We start from the raw sequence: 13,310 nt of genomic DNA on the forward strand, positions 1-13,310 counted from the left end.
CTGCATTTTGGACAGTCCTGCCGCTGTTTTCAGCGGTCTTGTGTCCAAATGCGCGAGGGGCGCAGGGATTAACCTGCGCCCCTCGGCTTTGTATCTTAGCGGAAGGGCGGGCTGTAGAGCAGGCCGCCATCGGTCCACTGAGCGTTCAGGCCACGGGCCAGACCGATCGGTGTGCTTTCGCCGATGTTCTGTTCAAACACTTCGCCGTAGTTGCCGCTGGCGCTGATGGCTTTCATCGCCCAGTCCGCGTCCAGACCCAGCATCTCGCCCAGGGTACCTTCGGTGCCCAGGATACGGTTGATTTCAGGGTTGTTGGTGCCTGCACCCATCTCGGAGATGTTGGTGGAGGTGATGCCCAGCTCTTCGGCCGAGATCAGCGCGTTCAGGGTCCAGCGGACCACATCGCCCCATTCGTTGTCGCCGTGACGGACCAGCGGGCCCAGCGGCTCTTTCGAGATGATTTCGGGCAGCAGAACGTGGTCACCGGGGGCTTCGAACGTGGCGCGTGTCGCGGCCAGACCCGAGGCGTCGGTGGTGTACACGTCACAGGCACCGGCAAGGTACTGCTGTTGTGCTTCGGCGTTGGTTTCGATCGGAACCGGCTCGTAGCTGATGTTGTTCGAGCGGAAGAAGTCCGCCAGGTTCAGCTCGGTTGTGGTGCCGGTCTGGATGCAGACGGTCGCGCCGTCCAGATCCTTGGCCGACGACACGCCCAGGTCCTTTGGAACCATGAAGCCCTGGCCGTCATAGTAGTTCACGCCAACGAAGGTGAACTTGAGGTCCACATCGCGGCTGAACGTCCAGGTGGTGTTCCGTGCCAGCATGTCGATTTCGCCGGACGCAAGCGCGGTGAAGCGCGTCTTGCCGGTTGTGGGCACGAATTCGACTGCGGTGGGGTCGCCCAGCACAGCGGCGGCGACAGCGCGGCACACAGCCACGTCGAAGCCTTTCCATTCGCCATTTGCGTCGGGTGCGGCAAAGCCGACCAGACCGGTTGTCACGCCGCAGTTCAGCGTGCCACGTGCTTTCACGTCATCGAGCGTGCCAGCAGCCGCAGCGCCGGCGCTCAGGCCAGCGGCGGTCAGCGCGCCAAAGATTACGGTTTTTTTCATTTTTACCTCTTCCTGATTTTCCGCCATGTTTCGGCGGTTCGATCGGCGCACCCTGAGTGAGCATGATGCACCGAAGGCGATCCGGTCGGGGTTGTCCCGTACCGGTGGGCCGCAGTTTGGGCGGATTCATCGCTGGACGTCAAGGGCCGCTTCACCAAAAACGATGCATAATTGTGCAGTATCTCACCCCTGTTCGGGGCCGGGGTTCAGGCCCCTTTGCAGGCGTCAAAAAAGGCTTTTGCGTGCAGGAACGATGCCTGCTTGATCGCGGCCACCTCCTGCGCCTCTTCATCGACGCCCCATTCCTCTTCCTGCCAGATTTCGTCCAGGCGGGACGCTGCCCAAATTGTATGCGCAGGGTTCAGGTCTTGGGCAGCAGCGAAACCAAGGACCAGTGATCCGGACAGGCTGACAAGGTCGTGAAACGCCGCCAATTCGAAATGCGACAGCGCATGCACCTGCCGGGACAGTGTTGCCAGTGCCGCCGCGTCCTGTGATTCGTGCATCAACCCGGTGCGCGGCAACAGACGCGCGCCCAGCACATCCGCGGCCCAGTCCAGATAGGGGTCCCATTGTGCCGCCTGCCGGTCGATCAACCCTTGTGGCCTATCGGCGCGGTAGCACAGCAGATCCGCATCGCCGTAGGCGGCGAGCATGTCCGCCACTTCGGCATGTTGAACCGCGACCTTGTCGATGGCGGCATTGGCGCTGCGGGTGAAGGGCATGGACAGCGGGTTCACCACCCCGTCCTGCGCGTCCCATTCGGCGGCGACGGCATGTGCAAGCGCGGATGTCGGCAGCACCAACGCCGCCTTGGCCGGTGTCTTGATCGCCCGCCCGTCCAGCGTGACGGTCCATCCTGCCGCTGTCCGTTCGGGCGTTGCGGTTGTCCAGAACCGCTTTTGCTTCCATTCGCTCATGTCACTGCCCCCACAGCGCGCCCAGCGCGTCATCGAGTTCCGAAAAATCATCCAGCACGCGATACGCACCGGTCAGGTGCGACACCGGGTGATAGCCCCAGCTGACCCCGATAAACGGCATCTGCGCCGCCCGGGCCATGTCCGCGTCAAAGCTTGTGTCGCCGATCATCACCGCATCCCGCGCCGCCACTCCTGCGTCGTTCAACGCGGTGTACAGCATGGACGGATGCGGCTTGGACGGGTGGAAATCGGCCACTTGAAGGGTGACGAACACGCCGTGAAGCCCATGCGTCTCGATCAATCCGTCAAGGCCGCGCCTGGACTTGCCCGTGGCCACACCCAACACGATGTCATCGCGCGCATTCAGGCGATCAAGGGCGGCGCGCGCACCGGGATACAGCGGCGAGGACGACGCCCCCTTGGTCACGCGCAACGCGGCATAGCTGTCCTTGTACCGGCGCACCATGAGGTCGTGATCCGCATCCGGTGCCAACCGCGCCATGGCAACCGGCAGGGACAGGCCCACGATGCTCAGGACCTGTTGCCGCGACGGGGCATCGCGGCCGACCGCATCGAAGGCCGCCGCCATGCTGGCGATGATGTCGGCCTGGCTGTCGACCAGCGTGCCGTCCACGTCAAACACCACCAGCCGCATTTTACAGCGCCTCGAACGGGTCTTCGGCGGCCAGATCCTCGGTCCAGCCAAACGTGTCCCAACTGTCTTTCATGTGGTCGGGCAACGGGGCCGTCACGGTGATGACCTTGCGCGTTTCTGGCTGTTCGAACCGCATCATGCGCGCGTGCAGGTGCAGCTTGGACGAGATGATGCCACCCACCTTCGCGCCCCAGCCGTCGCCCATGTTTTCCTGGCTTGATCCGCCATATTTTCCGTCACCCACAATCGGGTGCCCGATCTCGGCCATGTGGGCGCGCAGCTGGTGGGTGCGGCCCGTCACCGGTTCCATCGCGACCCATGCCGCGCGGCTCGCCACGCGGTAAAGCGTGGCATAGAGCGTATGCGCCCGTTTCGCGCCGCGCGTGTCGTCGATGTCGCGCGGATGCACGGCGATCATCTTCTCGCCCTCGCCGCCCTTGCCGCGGCCCGGGGCCTTGACCAGCCCATACTTGATCTCGCCCAGGTAGGGCGTCGGCACGCCGGCGACGAGCGCCCAGTAGATCTTGCGCGTTTCGCGGTGCCGCATCGCCTCGGTCAACGCCTTGGCCGCCAGCCGCGTGCGCGCCAGCAACAGAACGCCCGACGTGTCCTTGTCGAGGCGGTGCACGAGGCGCGGCTTTTCATCAAGGTCGAACATCAGTGCCTCGGCCAGCCCATCGACATGCCTGCTCTGGCCCGACCCGCCTTGCGTCGGCAGGCCCGACGGCTTGTTGATCGCGATGATCTGGTCGTCCTTGTAGATCACGCTGTCGCGGATCATCGCGGCATCCTTGTCCGAGATGCGTGTCTTTTGCACGGGCGGCGCAGGGCGATCCGGCAACGGCGGAATGCGCACGCTTTGCCCTTCCTCGACCCGCGTCGAGGATTTGACGCGACCCCCATCGACCCGGCATTCGCCCTTGCGGCACATCTTTTCGATCATGCCCTGGCTGACCTGGGGAAAGCGCCGTTTCATCCACCGGTCAAGGCGCTGATCGCCCTCGCCTTCTTCGACGGTCACGTTCTGAACACCGCTCATGCGAACACCCCCCGCGCCAGGACCAGGCCCAGCGCCAGCGCGCCCACTGACAGGCCGACCGACAGCAGGATGTACAGGCTGGCAGAGGCGACCTGCCCCCGCTCGATCAGCGTCATCGTCTCAAGGCTGAAGGCGCTGAACGTGGTGAAGCCGCCCAGGAGACCGGTCATCACGAAGGGCGACAGGTGCGTCAGGCCCTTGTGGGCGGCGGCGACCACAAAGACGCCCATCAGGAAGGACCCGATGACGTTCACGGTGATGATCGCCATCGGAAAGTCGGACGGGCCCATTGCGCGCAGCATGGCCACACCCGTCAGCCAGCGCAGCGAGGCGCCGATGGCCCCGCCAAGGGCTACAAGGGAAAGGGTTGAAAACATGCGCGGTCTGTCGTCGGTTGGGGGCAAAGAGTCAAGCTTTGCCGGTCCGCTTGGCCCTGAGCCGCGCAAAGTAGTCGAGCCGCTTTTTCAGGTCCCGCTCGAACCCCCGTTCCACCGGTTGGTAAAGGTCGGGCCGGTCCATCCCGTCGGGAAAGTAATTGGCCCCCGAAAACCCGTCTTCGGCATCGTGGTCATAGGCGTAATCCTTGCCATAGCCCTGATCCTTCATCAGCGCGGTGGGCGCGTTCAGGATGTGCTTGGGCGGGGGGTGCGACCCTGTCTGTTTCGCCGCCCGGCGCGCGCCCTTGTAGGCGGTGTAGGTGGCGTTCGATTTGGGGGCCAGAGCGAGGTAGACAAGCGCCTGCGCCAGCGCCAACTCACCTTCGGGACTGCCGAGGCGTTCGTAGGTTTCCCACGCTTGCAGGCACACGGCCTGCGCCTGCGGATCAGCAAGGCCGATGTCTTCGACCGCCATGCGGGTGATGCGGCGGGCAAGGTAACGGGGGTCTTCGCCCCCTTCCAGCATCCGCGCAAACCAGTAGAGCGACGCGTCGGGGTCCGACCCGCGCACCGATTTGTGCAGCGCCGAGATCAGGTTGTAGTGTGCATCGCCCGACTTGTCGTACTGCGCGGCACGGCGCATGAGGCGGGCGGCAAGGGCCGTCTTGTCCAGCTTGCCCTCCACCGTCCAGGCGGCGACCTGTTCGATCAGGTTCAGAAGCGCGCGGCCATCCCCGTCCGCCATTTCAAGCAGCGCCTCGCGCGCCGGGCCATCAAGCGGAAGCGCCTTTTCCAGATCCCGTTCGGCCCGTTGCGCCAGCAGTTCAAGGTCCTTCAGGTCCAGCCGCTCCAGCACCAGCACCTGCGCGCGGGACAGCACAGCGGCGTTCAACTCAAAGCTGGGGTTCTCGGTCGTGGCGCCGACCAGCAGGATGGTCCCGTCCTCCATATGCGGCAGGAACCCGTCCTGCTGCGCCTTGTTGAAGCGGTGGATTTCGTCGACGAACAGCAGCGTGCCCTGCCCGTTCTGGCGCCGGATCTTGGCCGCCTCGAACACTTTTTTCAGGTCCGGGACACCTGTGAAAATCGCCGAGATCTGGACGAAATGCAGGTCCGTCTCATGCGCAAGCAGCCGGGCGATGGTCGTCTTGCCCACCCCGGGCGGGCCCCAGAACACCAGCGAGGACAGCGCACCCGACGACAGCATGACCGTCAGCGGCGCCTCCGGTCCCAGCACCTGGGACTGGCCGATCACCTCGGACAGCTTTTGTGGCCGCAAACGGTCCGCAAGGGGCCGCGGGCCTGTGTCTGTCGGTGCGGGATCAGAGGCGAAAAGGTCGGTCATCCTCAGAACCGCAGGACGATGCGGCTGTTGCCACGGATGGCGCGCACGGTGGTGCCGCGCCGCGCCTCGGACAGGATATCCGCCGCCTGGGCCGTCGTTTCAATGTCCTGACGGTCGATGCGTTGCAGCACGTCGCCGCGGCGCAGGCCGACGCGGCGGCCGATGGGGCCGGTGTCCAGCACAACCACGCCTTCGGCGGCGATGGGCAGGTTCAATTCGGCCAAGACCGCCGGGTTGATCTGTGCCAGCTGCAGGCCCGGCAGGCTTGTGCCTTCGGGCAAGGTGATGGCGTCGCGCGGCGGGACTTCGGGCGGTGGGACCAGGGCAACGGTCAAGACGTCCTCTGCCCCGTTTCGAAGCCGCGTCATGGTCGCACTGTCCTGATCGCTGGCCACACTCATGCGAAACAACATCTCGCCGGGGCTGCTGACAGGGGCGCCATCGACGGCCAGCACCACGTCACCCACTTCAAATCCGGCCCGGGCCAGGGGGCTGGCCGGATGCAGCCCTGCAAGCATGATGCCACCGGGTCGGTCCCGGCCCAGCGTTTCGGCCAGGTCGGCGTCGACCGCCTGTCCGGTTGCCCCGGCCCACGGGCGGACAAAGCGGTCATTGCCGTCGCGCGCCTGTTTGACAAAGGCCGCGACCAGGTCAGAAGGAATGGCAAAGCCGATCCCGTTCGAGCCGCCCGAGCGGCTGAGGATGCGCGTGTTGATGCCCAGAAGCTGGCCGCGCATGTCCACCAGGGCACCGCCGGAATTACCGGGGTTGATGGGCGCATCGGTCTGGATGAAATACCCTGCCCCGCGCCCATTGCTGCCCCCGGACCGGGCCAGGGCGGACACGATCCCAGAGGACACGGTCTGGCCGACGCCGAACGGGTTGCCGATGGCCAGCACCAGCTCGCCCACCTCGACCGTTTCGCTGTCGCGCAGGGACAGGAACGGCAGGTCGTCCACGCCGTCGATCTTGAGAATGGCAAGATCGCTTTCCTGATCGCCAAGCAGCACGCGGGCGTCATATTCGCGCCCGTCATTCAGCACGATCCGAATGTCGGTGGCCTGCCCGACCACATGATAATTCGACACGACGATGCCGTCGCTGCTGAGGATCACGCCGGACCCAAGCGAGTTCTGGACACGCGGCTGCGCCTGACCGAACCCTTCGAACAGTCGCTCGAAAAACGGGTCATCCATGAACGGGGTGCGGGCACGGGCCTGCGTGACAAAGCGCACATAGATGTTCACCACCGCAGGCGCCGTCTCGCGCACAAGGGGCGCAAAGCTCAAGCTGATTTCGGACTGGCTTTGCGGGACGCGGGTCTCTGCGATGGCACCCAGGGGCAGCAGGCAGAAAAGAAGGGCAAAGAGAGGCTTCATTGTTCCGAAAATATGCAAATCCCCCACGCGCAATACAAGCGCCGCACGTCGCCCAAACAAAAAAACCCCCGCCACGGGACGGGGGTTTTCGACCAGGTCCGGGACCGGGTTCAGTCCTCGGCAGCGTCTTCCGCTGCGACGCGGGCCTTGTCGGCCGCACCCTTGGCGTCGCGGTCGCGGTCCACGAATTCGATGATCGCCATGGGCGCCATGTCACCATAGCGGAACCCGGCTTTCAGAACGCGCACATAGCCACCCTGACGGTCGGCATAGCGCGGGCCCAGAACGTCGAACAGCTTGGCGACGTATTGCTCTTCCTTCAGCTTGGACGCGGCCTGACGGCGCGCGTGCAGATCACCGCGCTTGGCCAGCGTGATCATCTTTTCGATGATCGGCTTCAGTTCCTTGGCCTTGGGCAGCGTTGTCTTGATCTGCTCATGTTCGATGAGCGAGCCGGCCATGTTGGCAAAGAGCGCCTTGCGGTGCTCATGTGTCCGGTTCAGGCGGCGGTAACCACGTGCGTGACGCATATTTCTATCTCCAAATCGTGCCCTCTACGGGCGGTTTTGCTTTGTCTGGCCGGCGATGCGTGTCACCGGCTCTCCTTGGGGCCAGCGCTTTCCAAGGGGAAAGCGCCTTTGCCCGGGTGCAAGGTGGGCAAATTGCCCACCCTACGCTTTTCTTCGGTCGGGTGTCCGACCCTGCCGGGGGTGGCGCGTTGCCCATGGGCAATGCCGCGCAACCCCTTGATATCACGGCATTTGAAAACGCCGATGTTGTAGGGTGGGCACTCTGCCCACCACACGGGCCTAGAAGTTGTCTTCGAACTTCTTGGCCAGATCCTCGATGTTGTCCGGCGGCCAGTCCTCGACATCCATGCCCAGGTGCAGGCCCATGCCCGACAGCACTTCCTTGATCTCGTTCAGCGACTTGCGGCCAAAGTTCGGCGTGCGCAGCATCTCTGCTTCGGTCTTCTGGATCAGGTCGCCGATATAGACGATGTTGTCGTTCTTGAGGCAGTTGGCCGACCGCACGGACAGTTCCAGCTCGTCCACTTTCTTCAGCAGAAGCGGGTTGAACTCGAGACCGTCATCGTCGTCCTGACGGCTTGCCGATTCAGGCTCGTCAAAGTTGACGAAGATGCCCAGCTGATCCTGCAGGATGCGCGCGGCAAAGGCCACGGCGTCGTCCGGCGTGATGGAGCCATCAGTTTCGACCTTCATGGTCAGCTTGTCATAGTCCAGCACCTGGCCCTCGCGGGTGGGCTGAACGTCATAGCTGACCTTCTTGACGGGCGAATAGATCGCGTCGATCGGGATCAGACCGATGGGCGCGTCCTCGGGCTTGTTCTTGTCCGCCGACACATAGCCCTTGCCGGTGTTGACCGTCAGTTCCATGTAGACGTCAGCGCCATCGTCGAGGTGGCAGATGACCAGATCGCGGTTCAGGATCTCGATCCCGGCACTTTCCGAAATGTCGCCGGCCGTCACGACGCCCGGGCCCTTGGCAGAGATCGACAGGCGCTTGGGCCCTTCGACTTCCATGCGCAGGCTGACCTGCTTGAGGTTCAGGATGATGTCGGTGACGTCTTCACGCACACCGGCAACGGACGAAAATTCGTGCAGCACGTTGTCGATCTGCACGGATGTGATGGCCGCGCCCTGCAGCGACGACATCAGCACGCGGCGCAGCGCGTTGCCCATGGTCAGACCAAAGCCACGTTCCAGCGGTTCGGCCACGACGGTGGCCTGGCGCGCGGGTTCGTTGCCCGGCTTGACGTCAAGCTGCTGTGGCTTGATCAGTTCGGCCCAATTCTTGTGGATCATGCGTCCCTCCATTCCTGTCCGCGTGCCATGTCCCAACATGCAGACGCCCGAGGTTTCAAAAAGCGGATTGGGGCCGTGCAGAAGACACAGCCCCAAAGATATTCAGATGTCACTTAGACGCGGCGACGTTTTGGCGGACGGCAGCCGTTGTGGGCAATCGGCGTCACGTCGCGGATCGACGTGATGTTGAAGCCAACCGCAGCCAGTGCGCGCAAAGCCGATTCACGGCCCGAACCGGGGCCCTGCACTTCGACTTCCAGCGTCTTCACACCGTGTTCCTGCGCCTTGCGGCCCGCATCCTCTGCCGCCATCTGGGCCGCATAGGGTGTGGATTTCCGCGAGCCCTTGAAGCCCATGGTGCCGGCCGACGACCACGAAATGGCGTTGCCCTGCACATCCGAGATCAGGATCTTGGTGTTGTTGAACGAGGAATTCACGTGGGCCACGCCCGCCGCGATATTCTTGGAGACCTTGCGCTTGCCTGCGCGCCGTGTGTCACGTGCCATGGATGCGCCTCCTTATTTCTTCTTGCCGGCAATGGCCTTTGCGGGGCCTTTGCGGGTGCGAGCGTTGGTGCTGGTGCGCTGACCGCGGACGGGCAGGTTGCGACGGTGGCGCAGGCCACGGTAGCAGCCCAGGTCCATCAGGCGCTTGATGTTCATCTGCGTTTCACGACGCAGGTCACCTTCGACGGTATAGTTCTCGTCGATGTGCTCGCGGATTTTCAGGACTTCTGCGTCGCTCAGTTCGTTCACGCGGCGCGTCAGGTCGATCCCGACGGCTTCGCAGATGTTCTGAGCGGAGGTGTTGCCGATGCCCGTGATATAGGTCAGAGCAATCGGAACGCGCTTGGCTGTGGGGATGTTGACCCCTGCAATACGTGCCACGTAAGGCTTCCTTTCGTTGCGAGCCCGTCATTCCAGGCCCTTTTTTCACAACATAAGGCCCAAGGATTTTGCCCCCGGGCCTGCCGCTGATCAGGTGATCCGACGGGACGCGTTCCCGTCTTTGATTCTCGTTAGAGATGGCGTGAGATAGGCCTTGATCAAGGGGGCGTCAACCCCTGTGCTCACCATCAAGGGTTTTGGAAATCGCCGTCTTCACATCCGCGATCTCGCCCAGCCCGTCGACCTTGGTCAACTGGCCCTTGGCATAGTAGTAGCCGATCAGCGGCGACGTCTTTTTGTAGTACTCCATCAGGCGCACTTTCATCGATTCCGCGTTGTCGTCGGCGCGGACGGGCTGGCCTGCGGCGGCGGCCTCGGCAGCGCGGCCGACGATGCGCTGCACCAACACTTCGTCATTGACCTCAAGCTCGATCACTGCGTCCAGGCTTTCGCCCTGTTCGGCCAGCAGATCGTTCAGCGCATCGGCCTGTGCCAATGTGCGGGGGAAGCCGTCAAAGATGAAGCCGTTGGACTTCACCGTTTCAAGCTGTTCGCGGATCAGGCCGATCACGATCTCGTCCGTGACAAGCGCGCCGCGGGCCATGACGTCGGCCACGATCTGGCCCATCTCGGTCCCGCTTTCCTTGGCCGCGCGCAGCATGTCGCCTGTCGACAGTTGCACCATGCCGCGCTCTTCCACCAGAAAACGCGCCTGCGTTCCCTTGCCCGCGCCCGGCGGGCCCAAGAGAATAATGTTCATCAGCTGTCCCCTCCCTGGAGCGCCTTACCGGCGCACAGGGCTCCGTTTGCGGCGGGTCTTGTTGCCCTTACCGCGCAGTTGCGATTTCTCAATCAGACCTTCGTACTGGTGCGCCAGCAGATGGCTTTGTACTTGCTGGATCGTGTCCATGGTCACCGATACCACAATCAGCACCGATGTCCCGCCAAAGTAGAACGGGATGGCGAATTCGCCGCGCAGGATTTCCGGCAGCAGACATACAAGCGCCAGATAGGCAGAGCCAAGGACCAGGATGCGGTTGACCACATATTCCAGATATTCGGCGGTCTTCTTGCCCGGGCGGATGCCGGGGACAAAGCCGTTCTGGTTCTTCAGGTTCTCGGCGACGTCATCGGGTTTGAAGCTGACGTTGAACGTGTAGAAATACGCAAAGAACACGATCATGGCCGCAAAGAACAGCAGGTACAGCGGCTGACCGGGGCCGAAATTGGCCAAGAGCCACGACATGATCGGGCTGGTCGAGTTGCCCGAGAAGGTCGAGATCGTGACCGGCAGAAGCAACAGCGACGAGGCGAAGATCGCGGGGATCACGCCGGCGGGGTTCACCTTGACCGGCAGGTCGGATTTGCCGCCGTCATACATCTTCATGCCCACCTGACGGCGGGGGTACTGGATGTGGATCTTGCGCAGCGCACGTTCCATGAACACGACAAATGTGATTGTCACGATCACCATCAGGATCACGCCCACGATGATTGCGGGGCTCAGCGCGCCGGACCGGCCGGAGGCAAAGAACTGTGCCAGGGCGGCGGGCACTTCGGCGATGATGCCCACGAAGATGATCAGCGAGATACCGTTGCCGATGCCGCGCGCGGTGATCTGCTCACCCAGCCACATCAGGAACATCGTGCCGCCAACCAGCGTGATCAGGCAGGACACGCGGAAGAACATGCCCGGATCGGTAACCAGATCGCCGGATTCCAGCGATACGGCAAGGCCGTAGGCCTGCAGGGTGGCCAGCGCCACGGTGCCGTAACGGGTGTACTGGTTGATCTTCTTGCGCCCCTGTTCGCCCTCTTTCTTGAGCTGTTCGAGCTTGGGCACCATCGAGGTCAGAAGCTGCACGATGATCGAGGCCGAGATATAGGGCATGATGCCCAGGGCAAAGATGCCCATCCGACCCAGCGCGCCACCGGTGAACATGGACACCATGCCGCCAATGCCCTGGCCTGCGCTTTCCATGAATTCCCGCAGGGCCGCGCCATCAATGCCGGGCACGGGGATAAAGGTGCCCAGGCGGTAGACGATCAGCAGACCGAGGGTGAACAGGATGCGGTTGCGCAGGTCGGTGGCCTTACCAAGAGCGCTCCAGCTCGTGTTGGCGGCCATATTCTCGACGGCAGATACCATGCGGGCATGTTCCTTTATGGCGAAACGCCGCCCTGCACGGTTTTCCGGCGGGCGGCGTAGGAAAAACTAGGGACTATGTAAGCCGCTAATGCGCGGCTCACAAGGCGTCAAACTGGCTTACTCGGCGGCCGCCGCGGTTGTGGTCAGCGACCCACCCGCTTTTTCAACGGCTTCAACGGCGGATTTGGACGCGCCAGTCACGACAAGTTCAACCTTCGCGGTGATGTCGCCCTTGGCCAGAACGCGGATACCGTCCAGCTTGCGGCGCACCAGGCCGGATGCGATCAGCGCGTCTTCGTCGACGGCTTTTTTCGCGTCGATCTTGCCCGCGTCGATGAATTTCTGGATCAGGCCCAGGTTCACAACGGCAAATGCCTTGCGGTTCGGCTTGTTAAAGCCGCGCTTGGGCAGGCGTTGGTACAGGGGCATCTGACCGCCTTCGTAGCCGTTGATGGCCACACCCGAGCGGGATTTCTGACCTTTGATACCACGGCCACCCATCTTGCCGGTGCCGGAGCCCGGACCACGGCCCACGCGCTTGCGGGGTTTGGTTGCGCCGGGATTGTCGCGCAGTTCGTTCAGTTTCATGTCGCTTCTCCTTGCCGGATGTGCCCCACGAAGCGTGAACGGGACAACCACGGCGTTTCTTGGTTTTGATTCTGCGGCGCATCACGCCACCGGGGGCGTATAGACGGGCGACCGCGCCTGATCAAGCCCATCCGTCATCCAGGGCGCAGAGTAAGGAATACCGGACTGATCGCACGCGGTTGCCGCCGCTATAGCTTACCCATCTTCAGACCGCCGCGGCGTTCTTTCAGCGGCACCCGATTTCAGCACCTGCATGCCCTGCGCATGTTCCCGAATTGGAGACCCCGATTGCTTGACCTCCTTTTTCAGGGTGGCGATCCCCTGCGCCTGTGTGGCCTCGCGTCCGCTGTCCTGAGCATCTATGCCTTTTTCCCGTATGCAAGCGACACGATCCGGGGGCGCACGCACCCGCAACGGGCCTGCTGGTTGATATGGTCGGTGCTGGGCAGCATCGCCCTGGTGACCCAGAGTGCCGAAGGTGCCACGGAGTCGCTGTGGTTCGCCGCCATTCAGGTCATTTGGACCATTGCCATTTTCACGCTTGCCATTTGGCGCGGCACGGGCCCGTTCCTGAACCCGGGCGATGCATATATCCTTGCGGCGGCTGCGATGGGCCTGGCCATATGGGCCGTCACCCACGACGCGGCCCATGCGCTGATCATCACCATTTCCATTTCCATGCTCGGGGGCATGGCGACCATCCTCAAGGCCTATCGCGCGCCGGGCAGCGAAACGATGGCCACATGGATCGTGTCCTGGATCGCCGCTGCGTGCGCCGTGTTTGCGGTTGGGTCCATCGACTGGATCCTGATGGCGTATCCGCTGTATCTGCTGATGCTGTATTCAGGGATTGTGGGGGCCATGGTGCTGGGTCGCAGCCGCGGGCGCGCAATTGAGTTTGCCACCGCACGCCATGTGCCTGTGCAGACGGTGTAGAAAAATGGCGGCAGACCGCAACATATAGCTGTCTTTACCGTTTTTTTGGGTATAATTGCCCGCAATACTGACCCGAATGGGCACCCCGAGCACACCT

The 13,310-nt window shown here is 63.0% G+C and carries 15 protein-coding genes; 1 reads left to right on the top strand and 14 read right to left on the bottom strand.

The features are described 5' to 3' along the window. Window positions 1–95 precede the first annotated feature (95 nt). The 14 genes from Q0844_RS15615 to rplO all read right to left on the bottom strand — a co-directional run bounded on the left by Q0844_RS15615 (window position 96) and on the right by rplO (window position 12,277). A complete protein-coding gene (locus Q0844_RS15615) occupies window positions 96–1,112 on the bottom strand; it encodes an amino acid ABC transporter substrate-binding protein (protein WP_299046640.1) in 1,017 nt (338 codons plus the stop codon). A 206-nt stretch (window positions 1,113–1,318) separates the two neighbouring features. Next, window positions 1,319–2,032, bottom strand: a complete 714-nt coding sequence (locus tag Q0844_RS15620) for an ATP12 family protein (RefSeq protein WP_299046643.1) — start codon at window positions 2,030–2,032, stop codon at window positions 1,319–1,321. A gap of 1 nt (window position 2,033) precedes the next feature. Then, a complete protein-coding gene (locus Q0844_RS15625; protein WP_299046646.1) occupies window positions 2,034–2,687 on the bottom strand; it encodes an HAD-IA family hydrolase in 654 nt (217 codons plus the stop codon). Window position 2,688: 1 nt separating this feature from the next. After that, window positions 2,689–3,726: an RluA family pseudouridine synthase gene (locus tag Q0844_RS15630; protein WP_299046648.1), complete on the bottom strand. Its 1,038-nt coding sequence runs from the start codon at window positions 3,724–3,726 to the stop codon at window positions 2,689–2,691. Further along, window positions 3,723–4,103 (bottom strand): fluoride efflux transporter CrcB, encoded by a 381-nt coding sequence (gene crcB / locus Q0844_RS15635; RefSeq protein ID WP_299046651.1) that lies wholly within the window; start codon window positions 4,101–4,103, stop codon window positions 3,723–3,725. Before crcB ends, Q0844_RS15630 begins: the two co-directional genes overlap by 4 nt. Window positions 4,104–4,134: 31 nt before the next feature. Continuing rightward, complete coding sequence (locus Q0844_RS15640) at window positions 4,135–5,448, bottom strand: replication-associated recombination protein A (protein ID WP_299046653.1); 1,314 nt, start codon at window positions 5,446–5,448, stop codon at window positions 4,135–4,137. Between the two features lie 2 nt (window positions 5,449–5,450). After that, entirely contained in the window at window positions 5,451–6,827 is a 1,377-nt protein-coding gene (locus Q0844_RS15645; protein WP_299046656.1) for a trypsin-like peptidase domain-containing protein, read from the bottom strand. 110 nt (window positions 6,828–6,937) lie between these two features. Then, window positions 6,938–7,357, bottom strand: a complete 420-nt coding sequence (gene rplQ, locus Q0844_RS15650; RefSeq protein WP_299046659.1) for a 50S ribosomal protein L17 — start codon at window positions 7,355–7,357, stop codon at window positions 6,938–6,940. Window positions 7,358–7,636: 279 nt separating this feature from the next. Further along, a complete protein-coding gene (locus Q0844_RS15655) occupies window positions 7,637–8,653 on the bottom strand; it encodes a DNA-directed RNA polymerase subunit alpha (protein WP_299046663.1) in 1,017 nt (338 codons plus the stop codon). A 113-nt stretch (window positions 8,654–8,766) separates the two neighbouring features. Next, window positions 8,767–9,159 (bottom strand): 30S ribosomal protein S11, encoded by a 393-nt coding sequence (gene rpsK, locus Q0844_RS15660; protein WP_076628825.1) that lies wholly within the window; start codon window positions 9,157–9,159, stop codon window positions 8,767–8,769. Window positions 9,160–9,171: 12 nt separating this feature from the next. After that, entirely contained in the window at window positions 9,172–9,540 is a 369-nt protein-coding gene (rpsM, locus tag Q0844_RS15665) for a 30S ribosomal protein S13 (RefSeq protein WP_299046670.1), read from the bottom strand. Between the two features lie 169 nt (window positions 9,541–9,709). After that, on the bottom strand, window positions 9,710–10,300 hold the full coding sequence (locus tag Q0844_RS15670; RefSeq protein WP_299046673.1) for an adenylate kinase: 591 nt from the start codon (window positions 10,298–10,300) through the stop codon (window positions 9,710–9,712). Window positions 10,301–10,324: 24 nt separating this feature from the next. Then, window positions 10,325–11,689, bottom strand: a complete 1,365-nt coding sequence (gene secY, locus Q0844_RS15675) for a preprotein translocase subunit SecY (protein WP_299046676.1) — start codon at window positions 11,687–11,689, stop codon at window positions 10,325–10,327. Between the two features lie 117 nt (window positions 11,690–11,806). After that, on the bottom strand, window positions 11,807–12,277 hold the full coding sequence (gene rplO / locus Q0844_RS15680) for a 50S ribosomal protein L15 (protein ID WP_299046679.1): 471 nt from the start codon (window positions 12,275–12,277) through the stop codon (window positions 11,807–11,809). Between the two features lie 288 nt (window positions 12,278–12,565). Between rplO and Q0844_RS15685 the strand changes: the two genes are divergently transcribed. Then, complete coding sequence (locus tag Q0844_RS15685) at window positions 12,566–13,213, top strand: hypothetical protein (RefSeq protein WP_299046682.1); 648 nt, start codon at window positions 12,566–12,568, stop codon at window positions 13,211–13,213. The last annotated feature ends 97 nt before the right edge of the window (window positions 13,214–13,310 follow it).

The organism is uncultured Tateyamaria sp., from assembly GCF_947503465.1.
Taxonomy (GTDB): Bacteria; Pseudomonadota; Alphaproteobacteria; order Rhodobacterales; family Rhodobacteraceae; genus Tateyamaria.

Bases quoted from the DNA above. Each gene is read 5' to 3' on its own strand.
- Q0844_RS15615 (WP_299046640.1), bottom strand. From the start codon at position 1,112: ATGAAAAAAACCGTAATCTTTGGCGCGCTGACCGCCGCTGGCCTGAGC.
- Q0844_RS15620 (WP_299046643.1), bottom strand. From the start codon at position 2,032: ATGAGCGAATGGAAGCAAAAGCGGTTCTGGACAACCGCAACGCCCGAA.
- Q0844_RS15625 (WP_299046646.1), bottom strand. From the start codon at position 2,687: ATGCGGCTGGTGGTGTTTGACGTGGACGGCACGCTGGTCGACAGCCAG.
- Q0844_RS15630 (WP_299046648.1), bottom strand. From the start codon at position 3,726: ATGAGCGGTGTTCAGAACGTGACCGTCGAAGAAGGCGAGGGCGATCAG.
- crcB (WP_299046651.1), bottom strand. From the start codon at position 4,103: ATGTTTTCAACCCTTTCCCTTGTAGCCCTTGGCGGGGCCATCGGCGCC.
- Q0844_RS15640 (WP_299046653.1), bottom strand. From the start codon at position 5,448: ATGACCGACCTTTTCGCCTCTGATCCCGCACCGACAGACACAGGCCCG.
- Q0844_RS15645 (WP_299046656.1), bottom strand. From the start codon at position 6,827: ATGAAGCCTCTCTTTGCCCTTCTTTTCTGCCTGCTGCCCCTGGGTGCC.
- rplQ (WP_299046659.1), bottom strand. From the start codon at position 7,357: ATGCGTCACGCACGTGGTTACCGCCGCCTGAACCGGACACATGAGCAC.
- Q0844_RS15655 (WP_299046663.1), bottom strand. From the start codon at position 8,653: ATGATCCACAAGAATTGGGCCGAACTGATCAAGCCACAGCAGCTTGAC.
- rpsK (WP_076628825.1), bottom strand. From the start codon at position 9,159: ATGGCACGTGACACACGGCGCGCAGGCAAGCGCAAGGTCTCCAAGAAT.
- Q0844_RS15670 (WP_299046673.1), bottom strand. From the start codon at position 10,300: ATGAACATTATTCTCTTGGGCCCGCCGGGCGCGGGCAAGGGAACGCAG.
- secY (WP_299046676.1), bottom strand. From the start codon at position 11,689: ATGGTATCTGCCGTCGAGAATATGGCCGCCAACACGAGCTGGAGCGCT.
- rplO (WP_299046679.1), bottom strand. From the start codon at position 12,277: ATGAAACTGAACGAACTGCGCGACAATCCCGGCGCAACCAAACCCCGC.